General features: G+C 69.9%; 19 protein-coding genes. 12 read left to right on the top strand and 7 right to left on the bottom strand.

Annotated elements, in window-relative coordinates; genetic code table 11:
• Positions 1 to 144 precede the first annotated feature (144 nt).
• From OM076_RS01890 to OM076_RS01870, 5 genes are all read right to left on the bottom strand, one after another.
• On the bottom strand, positions 145 to 1,191 hold the full coding sequence (locus OM076_RS01890; protein ID WP_270037654.1) for a LacI family DNA-binding transcriptional regulator: 1,047 nt from the start codon (positions 1,189 to 1,191) through the stop codon (positions 145 to 147).
• A 115-nt stretch (positions 1,192 to 1,306) separates the two neighbouring features.
• On the bottom strand, positions 1,307 to 1,513 hold the full coding sequence (locus OM076_RS01885) for a hypothetical protein (RefSeq protein ID WP_270037653.1): 207 nt from the start codon (positions 1,511 to 1,513) through the stop codon (positions 1,307 to 1,309).
• Positions 1,510 to 2,364 carry a peptidoglycan recognition protein family protein gene (locus OM076_RS01880; RefSeq protein ID WP_270037652.1) on the bottom strand — a complete coding sequence of 285 codons (855 nt, stop codon included), beginning with the start codon at positions 2,362 to 2,364 and terminating at the stop codon, positions 1,510 to 1,512. Before OM076_RS01880 ends, OM076_RS01885 begins: the two co-directional genes overlap by 4 nt.
• A 105-nt stretch (positions 2,365 to 2,469) precedes the next feature.
• Complete coding sequence (locus tag OM076_RS01875; protein WP_270037651.1) at positions 2,470 to 3,291, bottom strand: HAD family acid phosphatase; 822 nt, start codon at positions 3,289 to 3,291, stop codon at positions 2,470 to 2,472.
• A gap of 22 nt (positions 3,292 to 3,313) precedes the next feature.
• Complete coding sequence (locus tag OM076_RS01870) at positions 3,314 to 4,210, bottom strand: DMT family transporter (RefSeq protein WP_270037650.1); 897 nt, start codon at positions 4,208 to 4,210, stop codon at positions 3,314 to 3,316.
• Positions 4,211 to 4,252: 42 nt separating this feature from the next.
• On the opposite strand from OM076_RS01870, the gene OM076_RS01865 reads away from it, so the two are divergent.
• Positions 4,253 to 4,741: a MarR family winged helix-turn-helix transcriptional regulator gene (locus tag OM076_RS01865; RefSeq protein ID WP_270037648.1), complete on the top strand. Its 489-nt coding sequence runs from the start codon at positions 4,253 to 4,255 to the stop codon at positions 4,739 to 4,741.
• 13 nt (positions 4,742 to 4,754) lie between these two features.
• Here the strand turns inward: OM076_RS01865 and OM076_RS01860 are convergent, their stop codons facing one another.
• Positions 4,755 to 5,366 carry a TetR/AcrR family transcriptional regulator gene (locus OM076_RS01860; protein ID WP_270037647.1) on the bottom strand — a complete coding sequence of 204 codons (612 nt, stop codon included), beginning with the start codon at positions 5,364 to 5,366 and terminating at the stop codon, positions 4,755 to 4,757.
• 91 nt (positions 5,367 to 5,457) lie between these two features.
• Between OM076_RS01860 and OM076_RS01855 the strand changes: the two genes are divergently transcribed.
• Positions 5,458 to 6,888 (top strand): FAD-dependent oxidoreductase, encoded by a 1,431-nt coding sequence (locus OM076_RS01855; protein ID WP_270037646.1) that lies wholly within the window; start codon positions 5,458 to 5,460, stop codon positions 6,886 to 6,888.
• On the opposite strand, the gene OM076_RS01850 is transcribed toward OM076_RS01855, so the two are convergent.
• The gene (locus OM076_RS01850) at positions 6,858 to 8,045 is read right to left on the bottom strand and encodes a CaiB/BaiF CoA transferase family protein (RefSeq protein WP_270037645.1); all 1,188 of its coding nucleotides are present in this window, start codon (positions 8,043 to 8,045) and stop codon (positions 6,858 to 6,860) included. The two genes, OM076_RS01855 and OM076_RS01850, sit on opposite strands and share 31 nt — an antisense overlap.
• A gap of 33 nt (positions 8,046 to 8,078) precedes the next feature.
• Between OM076_RS01850 and OM076_RS01845 the strand changes: the two genes are divergently transcribed.
• The 10 genes from OM076_RS01845 (at position 8,079) to OM076_RS01800 (ending at position 17,580) form a co-directional block, all read left to right on the top strand.
• A complete protein-coding gene (locus tag OM076_RS01845; protein WP_270037644.1) occupies positions 8,079 to 9,329 on the top strand; it encodes a methylaspartate ammonia-lyase in 1,251 nt (416 codons plus the stop codon).
• On the top strand, positions 9,326 to 10,327 hold the full coding sequence (locus OM076_RS01840) for a MaoC family dehydratase (RefSeq protein WP_270037643.1): 1,002 nt from the start codon (positions 9,326 to 9,328) through the stop codon (positions 10,325 to 10,327). The genes OM076_RS01845 and OM076_RS01840 overlap by 4 nt, the downstream gene beginning before the upstream one ends.
• An 82-nt stretch (positions 10,328 to 10,409) precedes the next feature.
• Entirely contained in the window at positions 10,410 to 10,607 is a 198-nt protein-coding gene (locus OM076_RS01835) for a putative signal transducing protein (RefSeq protein WP_270037642.1), read from the top strand.
• A gap of 74 nt (positions 10,608 to 10,681) precedes the next feature.
• The gene (locus tag OM076_RS01830; protein ID WP_270037641.1) at positions 10,682 to 11,779 is read left to right on the top strand and encodes an NHL domain-containing protein; all 1,098 of its coding nucleotides are present in this window, start codon (positions 10,682 to 10,684) and stop codon (positions 11,777 to 11,779) included.
• Positions 11,780 to 12,151: 372 nt separating this feature from the next.
• On the top strand, positions 12,152 to 12,373 hold the full coding sequence (locus tag OM076_RS01825; RefSeq protein ID WP_270037640.1) for a hypothetical protein: 222 nt from the start codon (positions 12,152 to 12,154) through the stop codon (positions 12,371 to 12,373).
• Positions 12,374 to 12,955: 582 nt separating this feature from the next.
• Positions 12,956 to 13,624 carry a hypothetical protein gene (locus OM076_RS01820; protein WP_270037639.1) on the top strand — a complete coding sequence of 223 codons (669 nt, stop codon included), beginning with the start codon at positions 12,956 to 12,958 and terminating at the stop codon, positions 13,622 to 13,624.
• Between the two features lie 13 nt (positions 13,625 to 13,637).
• Positions 13,638 to 16,043 carry a sulfatase-like hydrolase/transferase gene (locus tag OM076_RS01815; RefSeq protein ID WP_270037638.1) on the top strand — a complete coding sequence of 802 codons (2,406 nt, stop codon included), beginning with the start codon at positions 13,638 to 13,640 and terminating at the stop codon, positions 16,041 to 16,043.
• Positions 16,040 to 16,558: a DUF1269 domain-containing protein gene (locus OM076_RS01810; RefSeq protein ID WP_270037637.1), complete on the top strand. Its 519-nt coding sequence runs from the start codon at positions 16,040 to 16,042 to the stop codon at positions 16,556 to 16,558. The genes OM076_RS01815 and OM076_RS01810 overlap by 4 nt, the downstream gene beginning before the upstream one ends.
• Positions 16,559 to 16,561: 3 nt before the next feature.
• Positions 16,562 to 17,014 carry an SRPBCC family protein gene (locus OM076_RS01805; protein WP_270037636.1) on the top strand — a complete coding sequence of 151 codons (453 nt, stop codon included), beginning with the start codon at positions 16,562 to 16,564 and terminating at the stop codon, positions 17,012 to 17,014.
• Positions 17,015 to 17,079: 65 nt separating this feature from the next.
• The gene (locus OM076_RS01800) at positions 17,080 to 17,580 is read left to right on the top strand and encodes a DUF1269 domain-containing protein (protein WP_270037635.1); all 501 of its coding nucleotides are present in this window, start codon (positions 17,080 to 17,082) and stop codon (positions 17,578 to 17,580) included.
• Positions 17,581 to 17,750: the final 170 nt, after the last annotated feature.

Genomic DNA, 17,750 nt, shown 5'->3' with positions numbered 1-17,750 from the left:
ATCAACCGCCGACCCGCCGGCGATTTCACGATCCCGAGGGCAACCTACTGACTGTAGGTCGTTTAGTCAAGTACACGCCCAAAGCCTGAAAAACGACAGGCAGAAGCCCTCCGAAGGGCTCATGAAGGGCTGCGGGTGGGAGCTTCAGCGCGGAGGCGCGGTGCTCGCCCGGACGACGAGCGAAGCGGGGACGGTCGCGCGCCCCGTGGACCGCTTTCCGGCCGCGATCTCCTCCAGCAGCAGGTGGAGTCCGCGGCGGCCCATCTCGTTGAAGTCCTGGCGCACGGTGGTCAGCGGTGGGCTGAAGTACGCCGACTCGGGGATGTCGTCGAAGCCGACGATGCTGACGTCGCCCGGCACGTCGCACCCGCGCTCGTGCAGCACGCGCAGCAGGCCGAGCGCCATCTGGTCGTTGGCCACGAAGATCGCGGTCACGCCGGGCAGGTCGAGCAGCTTGTGGCCGAGCTCGTAGCCCGACCGCGCGCTCCAGTCACCGCGCAGCGGCGAGGTGCCCTTCGCCCCCGCGGCATCGAGGGCGTCGCGCCACCCCGCCGTCCGCTGCTGCGCCTCGATCCACTCCGGTGGCCCGCCGAGGTGGTGCACCGTCGCATGGCCCAGATCTAGGAGGTGTTGCGTCGCCAGGCGCGCACCCTCGTACTGGTCGACCTCGGCGACGGCGACGACGTCCTGCGGCCCGGCCTCGACGGCCACGACCGGCAGGTCGGCCGGAAGATCCCACAACGCGCCCAGCGATGCCACATGCGGCGCGATCATCACGAGCCCGTCGACGCCCAGCGCCCGCAGGCGCTCGACCGCCTGCAGGACCGCCGCGCGCTCGAGCGACTCGAGGCTGACGATGCTGATGAAGTAGCCCGCGGCATGGGCGGCGCGCTCGACCCCGACCAGCGTCGACGCGGGACCGTAGAGCGTCGTGTTGAACGTCACCACGCCCAGGTTCTTCGACCGGCCGGTCACCAGCGCGCGGGCGACCGAGTTCGGGCGGTAGTCGAGCTTCTCCATCGCCGCCAGCACCCGGTCGCGCGTCTCCGCACGCACGTGGGTGGACCCATTGATCACGCGCGAGACCGTCTGGTGCGACACGCCCGCCAGGCGCGCCACGTCGTACATGACCGCCGGCTTGCGGCGGTTCTCCCCGGTGGGGCCGTCCGCGGGTGAAGAGTTAGCGCTCACACGCCGAAGATACAACGCTTCCGGCGGCGCCACGATCGCTGCCAACGCTTGTTCGATGGCGACCTCGAGGACCGCCCCGGCGGGGTGTCGCGCACCCCGCCGGGCGGGCGGGACTTCAGACGCCGGCCTCGACCGGCGTGCCGTTGTCCTCCACGACGTCGTCGTCGTCGGCCTCGGCGACGCCGATCGCCTCGTCGACGTCGGCGGCGTCATCGTCATCCCACGGGATCTCGTGCGGCGCCGTGTCGGGCGTGCCGTCGCCGATCGCCGGGTCGTCGGCCTCGGCCTGCTCGGTCGCGTCGACGAACTCGTTGTCGCTCATTTCCAGATCTCCCGGTAGTCCTCGATCATCACGCCCGGGCAGTCGGTGGACTGCCCCGGATAGAACCTGTGACCGTTCCACCCGAGCTCGCGGGCCGGCTTGGGCAGGCGGTGCACCGACGGAACCGCCGCGGTGTGCCAGTTGTCCATCAGCCAGCGCACACTCGCCTTCTGCGCCGCGGTCATCCGGTCGCCGGTGGTGCCGGGGCAGCAGATGTTCACCAGCCCGGTGTTGGTCGCCATCACGGCCGCGCTCTTGCGGCTCACCGGGTTGCCGAACCCGATCGTCCCGTCGTCGGCGATCATCGCCTCGTAGGAGAGCCCGCCCCAGCCCTTGCCCTTGTGGAAGGCGTGGTCGGTGCGCATCTCCTTGGCCAGCTCGGTCGCGTTCGGCACCCGGCGGCCGGCCGTGTAGTGCCCGGCGCCGCGGAACACGACGCCCTTGGCCCCGAACACGTTCTGGAAGCTGAGCCCGAGCTGCGCGGCCGTGATGAACGCGGGCTTCGTCCCGCCGCCGCGCGTCGTGCCGTCGGCCTTCATGCGGGCGATCCGCTTGCGGCCGCGCTGCTTCTGCTCGTCCGTGCGCAGGCCCGGGTTGCGGATCATCCGCGCCACCCCGACCGGCACCTCTTTGGCGCGCTCCATCTTCGAGAGCGTGCCGGGCATGGCGCCGAGCGCCCACGCGGCCGTGACGACCGCGTCGAGGACCTCATGCGACAGGGCCATCGGGCCGTCGCTGACGACGACCGCGTGATCGCCGAGACCGCGTGAGCGCAGACGCCGGTTGGTCGCCGCCGCGAGCGCCCGGCACTGATCGCTCTTGCCGCCGACATGCAGTACGTCCAGTTCCAACTCAGATCACTCCTTCGTATCGACTCGGGTGTGTCGCCCTTGTCAACAGAGAGGGAATCCCGGCGCGCTCAGATACATCCGAGCGCTACCGGGAGTGATCTCAGGTCACGGCAGGAAGTAGAACGGGTTCGCCAACTTGTACGCGGCGTCGGCGTGCCCGCCGGCGAGGTCTGAGTACTGGTCGCCGATGTTGGCGACGATCTCGAACCCCTGCTTCTCGATGTCGGCGCGAGCGCCGCTCTTGTACGCGACGGTCGACAGCGTCGAGCCCGCCGGCTTGAGCACGACGGCGCTCCACTTGTCGAAGCCCTGGGCGATCAGGTTGTGCTCGGTGTGCGGGCGCGACGCCTCGCCGCGGCCGGTGATGAAGAAGACGGCGACGCCGCGGGCGATCGCGTCCTTGTACAGGGCCAGCGTGGACGGGATGGCGACCCCGACCTCGTTGGTCGCCTCGCCCTGCGAGTTGGTGCCGAAGGTGAAGTTGTCGGCGTTGATCGCGGAGTAGTTGGACAGCGACGTCTCGTCGATGTCCAGCACGATCGCCGGCTTGCGCGGCATGTGACCACCGCCATGACCGCCACCGTGGCCGTCGTGACCGTTGCCGTGCTTGGCGGCCGCGCGCGCGTGCTTGTACTGCACGCGGTAGTGCCGGTCGCCCTTGTCGATCGCGCGCTGGGCGAGCGTGTCGATCTGCGCGACCTGGTTGAGGTAGACGCCGGAGTCGTGGTAAGTGCGCAGCGCACCCTCCCAGTCGCCCGCGTTGTAGCTGGTCGTGGAGCCGAGGTACGGGAGGCCGCCGCCTCCGTCATAGAGCTCGACCATCGGGACCTTGTCGATGGTCGTGAGGATCGGCTTGGGCGCCGGAGCGTTCTGCGCTGCGGCGGGGGCGGCGGCGGCCAGGAAGGCGGCCGCGACGATGGACAGCATGATGCGACGCATGACGCGCCCACTACCCGCTTCTGGCGTGTGAAAGATGAGAGGCCGTCAAACGCACCGGAATACGTGCCTTGATCCGCCCGGCCAGGATCCCGCCGAGCACGAGCGCGATCCCCAGCAGCTGACGCCACGTGAGGACGTCGCCTGAGAGCAGCGTCCCGAGCAGCACGCCGGTCACCGGGTTCAGCAGCCCGACGAGGCCGACGGTCGACGCGGGCAGATGGCGCAGGCCGCCGAACCAGGCGGCGAAGGCGATGGCCGTCGCCACGACGGTCACGTACGCGAAGCCGAGCGCCGCCCCGGCGTCGAGCGCCGGCGGTGCGCCCTCGACGACGACGGCGGGCACGAGCAGCAGCACGCCGCCCGCGACGAGCTGCCAGGCCGTCGAGGCGAGCACGTCGACGCCGGCACCCCAGCGCTTGGCGAGCATGTAGCCGGCGGAGGACGAGACCATCGCCGTGACGGAGGCCGCCACGCCGAGCGGGGACACCGCGCCGCCTCCGCCCAGCAGCATCACCGCCACGCCCGCCATCCCGATCGCGGCGCCCGCCACGGGGACGAGCCGCGGGCGTTCGGAGACCAGCGCCCAGGCCATCAGCATCAGCGCGACCGGCGAAGCCGCCATGATCGTCGACGCGATGCTCGTCGGCAGCAACTGCGCGGCGACGTAGATCAGCGCGAAGAACGCGCCAACGTTCATCGCCCCCAGCACGACGGCGCGCCACCACCACGCGCCGCGCGGCAGCTGCCGGCAGATGAGGAGCAGCAACAACCCGGCGGGAAGCGCCCGGATCGCCGCGCCCCAGAGCGCGGCGTCATGCGGCAGGAACTCGCGCGTCACGTAGTAGTTCGAGCCCCAGGCGACCGGGGCGATCGCGGTGATCAGCGTCCATCGCCAAGTAGCTTCCATGGAAGCTAACAGTATCTTCCATGGAAGGTATTATCAAGGCCGATGCCCGATCAGGTCGACCGTATCCAGGCCCAATGGGCGCGCGAGCGCCCCGACCTCGACGTCGGCCCGCAAGGCGTGATCGGCCGGCTGCACCGCCTCGCGAACCACCTCACCCAGCAGCTCTGCCTCGTCTACGAGCGCTTCGGCCTCAGCGAGGGCGAGTTCGACGTCCTCGCCACGCTCCGGCGTGCCGGCGAGCCCTACGAGCTCGCCCCCGGCGGCCTCGCCGAGCACACGATGGTCACCACCGGCGCGATGACCAAGCGCCTCGACCGCCTCGAACGCAGCGGCCTCGTCACGCGCCGCCGCAGCGCCGACGACGGCCGCGGGCGCGTCGTCGGCCTCACCCCGGCCGGCCTGGAGGTGATCGACCGGGCCTTCACCGAGCACATGCGCAACGAGCGCCGGCTCCTCGACGAGCTCTCGCCCGAGCAGGCCGAGCAGCTCGAAGCGCTGCTCACCGCGTGGCTGGTCCGCTACGAGCCGTGAGCGCGAGCTCGGTCTAAACCACCGCCGCCGCGGCGAGGACGGTGCGGGCGCCATCGAGGGAATGCCGGAGCTGCTGTGGGTCGCGGCGGACCTGGGTGAGCAGCAACCCGCCCTGGATCGCGGCCATCGTGACGTCGGCGAGGACCTGGACCGACACCTCCGGCTTGAGCTCCCCGCGGTCGCGCATGCGCGCCAGCCCGTCGATCAGCGGCTGCTCCCAGCGCGCGAACCCGGCGGCCAACGCGGTGCGGGTGGGCTCGTCGCGTTCGGCCAGCTGCCCGACGAGGGAACCGATCGGACACCCACCGATGGCGCCCCGCTCGTCCTGCAGCGCGACCAGCGCGTCGAACCAGCGGTCGATCGCCGCGAAGCTGTCGAGGTCGTCGAGCAGGCCGTCCTGTGCGCCGAGGACCGCGTCGGTCGTGACGTCGATGACGGTGCGGACGAGGTCGTCGCGATCGTAGAAGTAGTGATAGAGCTGGCTGCGGCCCACTTCAGCCTCGCGCTCGATGTCCTCGAGGCTGACCGCACCCGCGCCGCGCTCGGAGATCAGCCGCGCCGCGGCTTCGAGGATCCGCAGCCGGGTCGCCCGGCCCTTCTCGGTCGTCGGCAGGTGCGCAGCCATCACCCGATCCTATCTCTGTACCGGACAGTACAAAACGTCTGCTACCGTCGGTTCTGTATCGACCAGTACATTTTCTGAGGAGCGAGCGAACGTGGATCTGGATCAGCAGCACGCGAGCGGCACCTTGCACGCCGACCTCCTGGTGCTCGGCTTCGGAAAGGGCGGCAAGGCCGTCGCCAAGCAGCTCGCAGCAGGCGGCCGGCGGGTCGTGCTCGTCGAGCGCTCCGAGCGCATGTACGGCGGCACCTGCCCCAACGTCGGCTGCATACCGACGAAGGGCCTCGTCCACCGCTCCGGCAAGCGCCGTCCGGACGACGTCCCGCAGGACTACTACGAGCGTTCCGTCGAAGCGGTCCAGGCGATCCGCGAGATGATGCGCCAAGGCAACCTCGACGCGCTCGAGGCCCTGGAGTCGGCGACCGTGCTCACCGGCACCGCGACGTTCATCGACCCGCATACGGTCGCGGTCGAGACCGGCGACGGCCGGGTCGAAGTGTCCGCCGACACGATCCTGATCAACACCGGCGCCCAGCCCGTGATCCCCGACATCCCGGGATTGCGCGACAGCCGGCGCGCCGTTCTCAGCACGGAGCTGATCGAGTCCACGGTGCTCCCCGAGCGCCTCGTCATCGTCGGTGGCGGCTACCTCGGCATCGAGTTCGCCGGGATCTACAACGGCTTCGGGTCGCACGTGACGCTGCTCGAAGCCTCACCGCGGATCCTGCGCCGCGAGGACGACAACGTGGCACTCGCCGCCGAGGGCATCCTGCGCGACGCCGGCGTCGAGATCGTCGCGGGCGTGCGCGTCACCGAGATAGACGACGGAGTGCATGGTGCGACCGTGCGGTACCTGCGCGACGGCGTCGAGGCTGCCGTCGAGGCCGACACGATCCTCATCGCCGCCGGTCGCGCCCCGGCGACCGCCGACCTGGCGCTCGAGGCCGCCGGCGTGCGCGCGACGGCGGCGGGTGCAGTCGAGGTCGACGAGCACCTGCGCACGAGCCAACCGCACATCTACGCGCTCGGCGACGTCAACGGCGGCGAGCAGCACACCTACATCTCCCTCGACGACAGCCGCATCGTCCTCGACCAGCTCACCGGTACCGGCGAGCGCTCCCTGGCCGCTCGCGTCGCGATCCCGCACACGCTGTTCATGACCCCGCCGCTAGCCACGGTCGGGCTCACCGAACGCGACGCCCGCGCCGCCGGCCGCCCGATCAAAGTCGCGAGCGAGCGCGTCGCCGACATCGTCGCGATGCCACGTGCCTACGCCGTCGAGGAGACCCGCGGGCTGATGAAGTTCGTCATCGACGCCGAGACCGACGAGATCCTCGGGGCCGCGCTGTTGAGCGTGGACGCGCAGGAGCTCATCAACACCGTCGCGCTCGCCATGCGACACGGGATCACGGCTTCCCAGCTGCGCGACTCGATCTACACCCACCCCAGTTCCACCGAGGCGTTCAACGAGGTCCTCGGCACGATCGTGCGCGACTACTCCGCGCTCTCGAGCGCGGCGATCTGATCGGCCGAGTACCCGAGCGTGTCGCGGAGGACTTCGGCGGTGTGCTCGCCTCGGCCTGGTGCGCGCCGGATCGGTGGGGCCTGCGGGTCCACCCGCAGCGGTGAGGCGATGTGGCGGACGGTGCCCAGGCGAGGGTGCTCGACGTCGACGAGCACGTCACGGGCAACGGCTTGGGGATCCTCGAAGGCCTCCGCGACCGTATTGACCGCGCCGGCGGGCACGCCGCATGCGTTGAGCAGCGCGAGCCACTCGTCCGAGGTGCGCTGGAGGAACAGCTCGTGCAGGATGGGCAGGAGCTCGTCGCGGTCCCGGTCGCGATCGGCGAACGTGGGGTAGCGCTCGGCGAGCTCGGGGCGCTCGGCGGCGTCACACAAGCGTCGCCAGAAGTGCTCCTTGCCGCACGCGACGGTGATCCAGCCGGTGCGGGTCTGAAACGCCTGGAACGGCACGATCGTGGGATGGGCGGAGTCCTTCATGCGCCGCGGTCGGTAGCCGGCGGTGGCGGCCCACGTGCCGAGGTAGTTGAGCTCGGCGAGCGCGGTCTCGAAGAGGGAGAGGTCGCAGTCGCCGCCGACGCCGTCGCGGCGGGCGCGATGGACGGCGGCGAGGGTGGCGAGGGCGGCGACGTAGCCGCCGGAGAAGTCGACGAGCGAGAGACCGGATCTGGTGGGTGGTCCGTCGGGGTCGCCGGTGATGTGCATCCAGCCGGCCATGGCCTGGACGACGTGGTCATAGCCGCCTTCGTTGCCGCGCGGGCCGGTCGATCCGAAGCCGGTCAACGTGGTGCAGACGATGCGCGGGTTGCGGTGCTTGAGCTGGTCGTAGGTGAGGCCGAGCTTCTGGGCCTGCCCGCCGCGGAGGTTGGACATGACGGCGTCGGCGGTGGCAGCGAGGTCCTCGAAGGTCGCGCGGCCTTCCGGCGTGCGCAGGTCGAGCGAGATGCTGCGCTTGTTGCGGTTGAAGGCCTCGAAGTACAGGGAGTCCTCGCCGTCCTGGAACGGGGGCACATAGCGGCCGACGTCACCGCCTGAGCCGGGGTCCTCGACCTTGATGACGTCCGCGCCGAGGTCGGCGAGCTGCATCGTCGCCCAGGGGCCCGCTCCGAACTGCTCGACGGCGATGACCCGCAGGTCGACAAGTGGCTGCTCGCGTTTCATGGTCTTGAGGCCTCGTGATGCACACTGCACGGCATGGGTGAGCTGACAATCGCACACGTCCTGGCGGTGCCCGCGACGAGCGGGTTCTTCGCCGACGACCAGGCGGCGATCAAGGCGGGCGCGGCCCGCGACGGGCTGGCCTACGTGGGCGCCCCGCTGACGCCCGGGTTCGACGCGATCCGTACCCCGGCCGAGGCGGTCTCGGTCCTGCTGGTGCTCAGCGACGGCCATGTCGCGCACGGCGACTGCGTGAGCGTCCAGTACGCCGGCGTCGGTGGCCGCGAACCGCGGCTGCGGGCGCACGCGCTCGCCCAGGTCTTCACCCGCGAGGTCGCCCCGCGCCTGGTCGGCACGCCGGTCGGCGACTTCCGCTCCACGCTCGCGCTGATCGACGGCCTCGCGAATGACATCGACGGCTTCGGCACGGCGGCGAGCTACGGGCTCTCACAGGCGCTGCTGGATGCCGCGGCGCGGCGCGCGGGGCGCACGATGGCCGACGTGGTCGCCGCCGAGTGGGACCTCGACCCCCGGCTCCAGGCGATTCCGGTCTACGCGCAGTCCGGCGAGGAGCGCCACAGCAACGTCGACAAGATGATCCTCAAGGAGGCGGACTCGCTGCCCCACGGGCTGATCAATCACCGCTCGCTGGTCGGCGAGAACGGCCGTGAGCTGATCGCCTACGTGCGCTGGGTGAGCGAGCGCGTCGAGCACCTGCGGCGCTCGGACGGCTACGCGCCGATCCTGCACTTCGACGTCTACGGCACGCTCGGTGACGTCTGCGACGGCGACCTCGAACGCGTCGCCGGCGTGCTGGTCGCCATGGCCGAGGCGGCGCGTCCGTTCGCGCTGCGCGTCGAGCACCCGCTCGACGCCGGCTCCCGCGATGGACAGATCCGCGAGCTGGCGGCGTTGCGCGGGCGGCTGGCCGGGCGGGTGGAGATCGTCGCCGACGAGTGGGCCAACACGGTCGACGACATCCGCTTGTTCAACCGCGCCCGGGCGGCCGACATGGTGCAGATCAAGACCCCGGACCTGGGCTCGATCCACCACGTCGTCGAGGCGGTCATCGACTGCCAGGCCCATGGCGTGATCGCCCACATCGGCGGGTCGTGCTGTGAGACCGAGCGCTCGGCGCAGGTGTCGGTGCACCTCGCGCTCGGCGCGCACGCCGACCAATTGCTGGCCAAGCCCGGGATGGGCGTGGACGAGGGCCTCTCGATCGTCCGCAACGAGATGCAGCGCACGCTCGCGCTCAGCGCGGCGCTGACGCCGAGTCGGACATGACCGCGATCCAGGTCAGCGGCCCGTACTTCGAGGACCTCCGCGTCGGCTACGTCGAGCGCCGCGCCCCGGCGATCACCCTGACCGAGGGGCACGCCGCGCTGCACCAGGCGATCCTCGGCGGTCGCCTGCGGCTCGCGCTCGACGCGCCGCTCGCGTACCGCGTGCTCGGCGCCGAGCGGCCGCTCGCGCATCCCGCGCTCGTCTGCGACACCGCCATCGGCCAATCCACGCTGCTCACGCAGCGCGTGATCGCGAACCTCTTCTACCGCGGCCTGCGGCTGCACCGCGCGCCGCTGATCGGCGACACCCTGCACACCGCGACCGAGGTCGTCGCGCTCAAGCAGAACCGGCCGCGGCCCGATCGGGCCGCCACCGGCCTCGCGGTGCTGCGGATCCACACCGTCGACCAGCAGGAGCGCCTCGTGCTGGACTTCACGCGCTGCGCGATGCTGCCGCTGCGCGACCCGGCCGCGGTCACCGGCCACGCGGACGACATCCACGCCGGCACCCCCGATCTCGACCCCGCGCTGCTCGCCGAGGCCATCGCCGGCTGGGACCTCGCCCCGCTGCGCTCGCAGGGCCCCGCGTTCGCCGACTTCCGGGAGGGCACGACATGGGAGATCGACGGCGGCGACGTCGTCAGCTCCGCGCCCGAGCTCGCACGCCTGACGACCAACGTCGCGCTGGCCCACCACGACCGCGCCGCCGGCCAAGGCGGGCGCCGGCTCGTCTACGGCGGACACACCATCGGCCTCGCCGCCGCCCAGCTCACCCGCGCTCTGCCCGACCTCGCCTTCATCCTCGCGTGGCACAGCTGCGATCACCTCGCGCCCGTCTTCGAGGACGACGTCCTCACCTCGACCGTGCACCTCGAGCAGCGCACGCCGCTGAGCGACTCGGGCGGACTCTTGCACCTGCGCTCCCAGGTCAGCGCGCGACGCGCCGACGGGACCTCCGCCGACGTCCTGGATTGGCGCCTGATCGCCGCCCACGCGTGACGCTCGCTCCCTGAGACGTACCCCCGGCGGTAGGGTCCGACCCGAATCGCAGTCGCGATTCGACGAGGCCGAGGAGAACGCGGTGAGTGACTACGTGACCGTCGAACGAGCTGACAACCAGGCGATGGCCGAGTTGATCAGACAACGGCTCGAGCAGAGCGGCATCCCGTGCGTCGTGGAATCCGGTCAGACGGCCGCGCTTTCCGGTGCCGGCGCCTCGTACGCCATCGCCGTCCCCGCCGACCGAGCCGACGAAGCGAGAGAGCTCCTGGGCGAGTGAGTCGAAGGGAATAGGCACGGCGTTCAGGCGTCGTCTCGCGTATCCGCCAGAGACCGTCGCCAGGAGGTACCGCCGTGCCAACCCGTGTTGCTGTGTTCCTCGCGCTGGTCGGGTTGGCCGGCCTCGCCACACCCGTGGCGTCCGCGACGGCGCCGGCGCCGACGCTTCAACTGCTCGCGGGCACCGGCGTCGCCGGGTATCTGGGCGATGGCGGCCCGTCGGTCGGCGCGCAGCTCTACTCCCCCATGGGCGTGGCCGTCGATGCGGCGGGTGACGTGCTCGTCGCCGACCTCAGCAACCGCATCCGCAAGATCACGCCGGACGGCGTCATCACGACCGTCGCAGGCTCGGGGATCGCGGGCTTCGCGGGTGACGGCGGCCCGGCGACGAACGCGCAGCTCAACCACCCGACGGGGGTCATCGTCGACGCTGCGGGCGGCATCCTGATCGCCGATCAGCACAACTACCGGGTCCGCCGCGTCGACCCCGACGGGACGATCACGACCGTGGCGGGAACCGGCTTCGCCGGCGGCTACCGGAACGGAGGACCCGCCACGCAGGCGGATCTGAACCTGCCGACGACGCTCGCCCTGGACGCGGAGGGCGGCATCCTGATCGCCGAGATGGGCGAACGGCTGATCCGGCGCGTCGACCCCGACGGCACGATCTCCACGATCGCGGGCGACGGCGGCACCGGCTACGACGGCGACGACAAGCCGGCCACCCAAGCGAGCCTGACCAAGCCGACCGGCCTCGCGGTCACCGCCGCGGGTGACGTGCTCATCGCCGATCAGGGGGACCAGCGGGTGCGCCGCGTCGACCCGTCCGGCGTCATCCACACGATCGCCGGCAACGGCATCGATGCCTCGACCGGTGACGGCGGCCCCGCCTCCAAGGCAACGCTCAGCGAGCCGACGAGCCTGATGGTCGACCGCTCACGCCGCCTGCTCGTGACCGAAGGCGGGTCGAGCGGCCGGGTGCGCTCGATCGAACTCGGCGGCAGGATCAACACGATCGCGGGCGGCGGAACGAGCCACCCGAGCGACGGGCTGCTCGCCACCTCCGCGGCGCTGTCGGGCCCGACCGGCATGGTCCCCGATCGCTCGGGCGGCGTGATCCTCGCCGTCACCGGGTCGCATCAGCTCTGGACGCTGCGGCCGGGCAGCGCCTGATCGGCGTCCAGCGGCCATCAAGCCCGACCGGGCACGAACAAGTCCGGCGACACCTTCACCTACCGCTGGGACGCGGAGGTGAGCGGCGCGCGCTGCTCGATGACCTGCTCGGCCCCGACGGTGCCACATCGGACGCCGACCCCTACTTCGAGCGCGCGTTCTCCAAGCATCCGCCGATGAAGCGGCACTCGCCGAGTGGGCGGAAGAACGCGAGACACCCGAGGGCATGCTTCGACCGCTCGAATCGGGGGGTCGAAAAACCACCCGGTCGCGGTGCCGTTCGCGTGGATGCCATTGCTGCGGTGCCAGTGCGATTGCGGGCAGCGCCGTGCACCCTCGCCGCTTGACCGAGTCCGGACGTATCCTCACTCGATGGCCAAGGTGCTTAGCGTCGCGGTCGACCGACTGCTGCAAGAACTGATCGTGGCCTCGAGTCGTCGTCATTGGCCGATGTTGCGGCTTGTTCCCGCTCGTTGGCTGCGGGCCGCCGTCGCCCCGACGGCCCTGCGACTGCGACGCTCGCTCGCCCGCGTCGCTCTTGCCACGGCGATGTCCATCGGCATCTTCCTCGCGGTGATGATTATCAGGCCGTAGAGGCGGCGAGCGACTAGCCCCGGCAGGCGGTGGAACAAGGCGGCGCTGGGACACCACAAGCTCGGAGATCCGACGAAGAGGGCATGGCCGCCGCGCCGCAGCGAGCGGCGCGAGCTAGGTAGTTGGGAATCGCGCAGGACTAGATTCGCCGGCGACGGCCGGGTGTGACGGCCGCGGCCGCGAACGGCCCGGCCCACAGGTTCTCCCAGATGAGCACTCCGGCGGTGCTGCCGGGCTCCATCGCCGCGGCGCGGACGCCTCGACGGGACCGAGTTCAACCAGAGACGCATCTGCCATGTTCGTTGCTCTTCGCGTTGACCTTGACGGTGGCGACCCGGATCTCCCTGGCCCGCGTCGATGTCGGTCCCACACTGACGCAGCCGAGCAGGCGCGGCATCAGTCAGATCGGGTGAAGCCACGTCCGCGGCCGCATCGATAGCGATCACCCGTATCGTGCGATGCGGGGGCTGCGGGTCGGAACTAGCGTGCGTGTCGTTCCAGCGACCACATCCCCTGCCAAGGAACGCCATGCCTTCTGACCCGCCTGATCTACCAGTGGTCGGCGAGACGCACGAAGCACCCGTGACGACCGGCCGACCCCACGTGCTGCTCGTTCATTACACCTATACCCAGCAGGCGCTCAAGATGTCCGACGCGATGGCGGGCGAGCTGCGCGAGCGCGGGTGCGAGGTGACTCAGGCCGCGATCGAGTTCACCGACGCGAAGTACGTCGACCGATTCAAGCGGTTTCCGATGTCGCACGCGTTTCTGGATGTGTTGGGGATGATGCCGGCACAGGTGCGGCGCAAGACCGGCGAGATCCGCGTCCCGCCGGAGGCGGAAGGCGGCGCGTATGACCTCGTCTGTGTCTTCTCGCCGACGTGGTGGCTGACGACGTGCATGCCGATCCGGTCGTTCCTGAAGTTGCCGACGACCGGCGCGCTGCTCGACGGAACGCCGTTTACGGACGTCGTGGTCTGCCGCCGGTACTGGGGGAACAACCACCGGACGGTTCGGGACCTGGGCGTTGAGCAGGGCGGCAAGTACGTCGAAGGGATCCATTTCGCGTACGCCGGCGGGCAGATCCGGTCGCTGCTGTCGCTGATCAGCTACCTGGGCAGCGGGGAGTACCGCGAGCGGTTCGTCGGGGTGCCGATTCCCAGGACGAATCTCAGCGACACGCAGGTCGAGGAGGGTCGCGCGTTCGCGCGTGGGCTCGCAGAGCGCGTACTGACGCCGGCTGGCGTCTGAAAGGACTTGATCGATGACTGACACGACCGACCGCACCAAGCTGCCGCTCCGGCGCCCGCCGTTCACCGGCGTGACCGCGAAGACGCTCGCCGGTTCGGAGCCGGACTGGGGGCTGATCGGTCATGCCGAGCCGCCGGAGGGTGCGCCGAACGTCCTGCTGGTGTTGATCGACGATGCGGGGTTCGGGAACCCGAGTACGTTCGGCGGGCCGATCCAGACCCCGAACTACGACCGGATCGCCGCTCAGGGGCTGCGTTACAACCGTTTTCATGTGACCGCGATGTGCTCGCCGACGCGGGCGTCGCTGCTGACGGGCCGCAACCATCACGCCGTCGGGATGGGTGGCATCCCTGAGTTCTCCGGTGGGTTTCCGGGCTATTCGGCGATGTTGCCGCGGGACGCGGCGCCGTTTCCGAAGGTGATGAAGGAGAACGGCTATTCAACGGCGTGCGTGGGCAAGTGGCATCTGACGCCGGAGGGCGAGCAGGGCCCGGCGGGCCCGTTTCATCACTGGCCGAACGCCTGGGGGTTTGATTACTACTGGGGCTTCTTGGCTCCAGAGGCCGGGCAGTACGACACGATGATCGCCGAGAACCAGAAGTTCATCGGCGTCCAGGACGGCAAGAACGGCGAGCCGTTCTACTTCCCGGAGGCGATGACCGATCAGGCGATCGACTGGCTGCACGGCGTCCGCGGTCACGACGCGAGCAAGCCGTGGATGCTCTTTTACTCGACCGGCTGCAGCCACGCCCCGCATCACGTGGCCAAGGAATGGTCGGACCGCTACAAGGGGCAGTTCGACCAGGGCTGGGACAAGTTGCGCGAGGAGACCTTCGCGCGCCAGAAGGCGTTGGGCGTCATCCCGCCCGACACGCAGCTCACACCGCGCCCGGAGGAGATGCCCGCGTGGGATTCGCTGAGTGAGAACAGCAAGCGGCTGTTCGCGCACCAGATGGAGGTCTACGCCGGCTACTCGCAGAACGCCGACCACCACGTCGGGCGGCTGCTGGACTCGATCGAAGAGATGGGCGAGCTCGAGAACACCGTCGTGGTGTGGATCTGGGGCGACAACGGCGCCAGCCTCGAAGGCACGCCGACCGGCACCTTCAACGAGGGGACGATGGTCAACGGGCTGCCGCTCACCGACGAGGAGCAGATGCAGCTCACACTGAAGTGGGGCGGCGTCGAAGCCTGGGGCAGCGAGCTGATGTACCCGCACTACTCGACGGCCTGGGCCTGGGCTTCAAACACGCCGTTTGCGTGGGGCAAGCAGGTCGCCTCGCACCTCGGCGGCACGCGCAACCCGCTCGTGGTCAGCTACCCGGACCGGATCAAGGACGCCGGTGGGCTGCGCTCGCAGTTCACTCACGTCAGCGACATCGGCCCGACGATCCTGGACATCGTCGGGCTCCCGCAGCCGACGCACGTCGACGGCATCGAGCAACAGCCGATGACGGGCGCCACGTTCGCCGGCTCGTTCGAGAACCCGGAAGCCGCCGAACGGCACACGCAGCAGTACTTCGAGAACTTCGGCAACCGGGCGATGTACAAGGACGGCTGGTGGCTGGCGATGCGGATGCCCCGCGTCCCGTGGCGCCTGGACCCGGAGATGCTCAAGACGTTCGCTCCCGGCGTCTGGGACCCCGACGCGGACCCGGTCGAGCTCTACTACCTACCCGAGGACTTCTCGCAGGCCAACGACCTGGCCGCGAGCCATCCGGAGAAGGTCAAGGAGTTGCAGGACCTGTTCTGGGAGGAAGCGGAGAAGTACCACGTCAAGCCGCTGCTGGCGGGCTTCTCGCCGTTCTTCGGCATCCTGCCGCCGCTCGGTGAGAACACGACGGTGACGTACTACGGCAACGTGCAGAACGTCGCCCCCGGCCTCGTCCCCCGCGTCTACAACCACTCCTACACGATCAGCGCCGACCTGCAGATTCCCGAAGGCGGCGCCGAAGGCGTGATCGTCGCCGACGGCGGGCACCTCGGCGGCTACTCGTTGTTCGTCGAAGACGGAAAGCTCAAACACACCTATGCCTTCCTCGGCGTCTTCGAATACCGGCTCGAGTCCGAGCGCGAACTGCCCACCGGTGACGTCAACGTCGAGCTCACCTTCGCCGCGGACGCGCCCAAGCCGGCGACGCCGGGCACGATCACGCTGTTCATCAACGGCGAGGCGGCGGGAACCGGTCGGTTGGACCACACGGTGCCGTTCGGCTTCAGCGGCTACGCCGGCCTTGACGTCGGCCAGGACAACGGGCTGGTGGTCGACCGCAACTACGCCGGTAAGGCGCCGTTCGCGTTCACCGGAACGGTCAAGAAGGTGGTCTTCGACGTCGCGCCGCACCTCGACGACCAAGACGAGCACGACCTGCACGAGCACGCCTCTCAGGGCCATACCGTCCGCGGCGTGACGGCATGAGCGACGACCACAAGGACGTCCTGATCGCGGCGTACCTGTTCGAGGATCTCGCTGAGAAGGACTTCGAAGCGATCCTCAAGCTGGCCGAGGACAACACCATCACGATCGAGGGCGTCGCCCTCGTCCAGAAGGACCCCGACGGCGAGGTGCACGTCACGGAGACCGGTGACCATCTCGGGCGCAGAGGCGCGAAGCTCGGCGGCGGCGCAGGACTCGTGGTCGGGCTCTTCGCCCCGCCGCTGCTGGCCGCGACCGTGATCGGAGCCGCCGGCGGCGCTCTGGTGGGCAAGTTCGCCGAGCACCGGCTCACCAGCGGGATCGGCGAGAAACTGGACGCTGCGCTGCCAAACGGCTCGGGCGGCCTGATCGCCGTCTATGACTCCTCGGGGAGCGATTTCGTGGCGAATGCCCTCGTCAATGCCGTGCGTAAGTCCGTCGTCACGATCGACGGGCTCAGCGCGAGCAACCTCAAGGCGGGCCTGGCTGAGGCCCAAGCCGGAATGGCCGGTGGTTAGCCGGTGGCACGCGTTGTCATCGACCACGACTTCAGCGCCCCGCGCCCCGCCGTGTTCGACCACCTCGCCGAGCACGAGAACCTCGAACCGCTGTTCGGCGCCCGGGTCGTGCGCGTCGACCGCCCCAACGATGAGCCACGCAACGGCATCGGCTCAACTCGCACGCTCAAACTCGGGCCGCTGCCGTCCTTCGAGGAGACGGTGACCGAGTACCGGCAGGACGAGCTGATCCGGTACACGATCGCCGGCGGTTCGATCGTGGCCTCCTTGATCACCGGCCACGAGGGGATCCAGTCCTACACCGTGATCCCGACCGGCGGCACCCACCTGCATTACGAAATCGGCTTCGGCGCGAAGATCCCCGGCCTCGCCGGACTGCTCGCCCGGGTGCTGCAGCGCAAGATCACGGCCGCGCTGCCCGTGGTTGACGCCTCCTTGATGGAGCACGTCGCGTGAACGAATGAGGGACACGTACTCGTCCCAATCCCGCACGATCCCAGACAACGAACGAAAGGGCGCAGATGTCCAATCTGATCGCAATCGCCTATCCCGACCTGGCCACCGCCGAGGACGTGCTCGCGACGCTGTCGCGGTTGCAGACCGAGCAGAGCATCGAGCTCGAGGACGCGGTGGTCGTCACCCGTGATCAGGGGGGCAAGGTCAAGCTTCACCAGACCGCGAAGCTGGGAGCCGCCGGTGCGACGGGCGGCGCATTGTGGGGCGGCCTGATCGGGCTGCTGTTCCTCGCCCCGCTGGTCGGGATGGCCATCGGTGCTGCGGCGGGCGGCGCCGCAGGAGCGATGGCCGACGTCGGCGTCGACGACAAGTTCCTCAAGGCGCTCGGCGCGAAGCTCGAGCCGGGCAGCGCTGCGCTGATCGTGCTCGTGCACCGCTCGACGCCGGACAAGGTGCTGCCCGAGATCTCGCGGTTCGGTGGCGAGGTCATCCAGAGCTCGCTGAGCGACGAGTCCGAGGCGCAGTTGAAGGCCACGCTCGCCGCGCGCGAAGTCGCGAAGGTCTAAGCCGCGAGCCTCGGTGGGATTGTGCGCCCATGCTGTACCGCAGGGCGTGTGCGGTCGTCATGCGATGCGGATGATCACCTGAGCGCTCGCGCGGCGGGCAGGCGTGATCCGTCTCGACAGCGCCGGGTCCGCCGAGCTGATCGGCCCGTCGTCACCTTGTCCGGATGATG

The organism is Solirubrobacter ginsenosidimutans (assembly GCF_027587205.1).
Note: the sequence above shows the minus strand (reverse complement) of the source record. Positions and strands in the feature narration are given on the sequence as shown.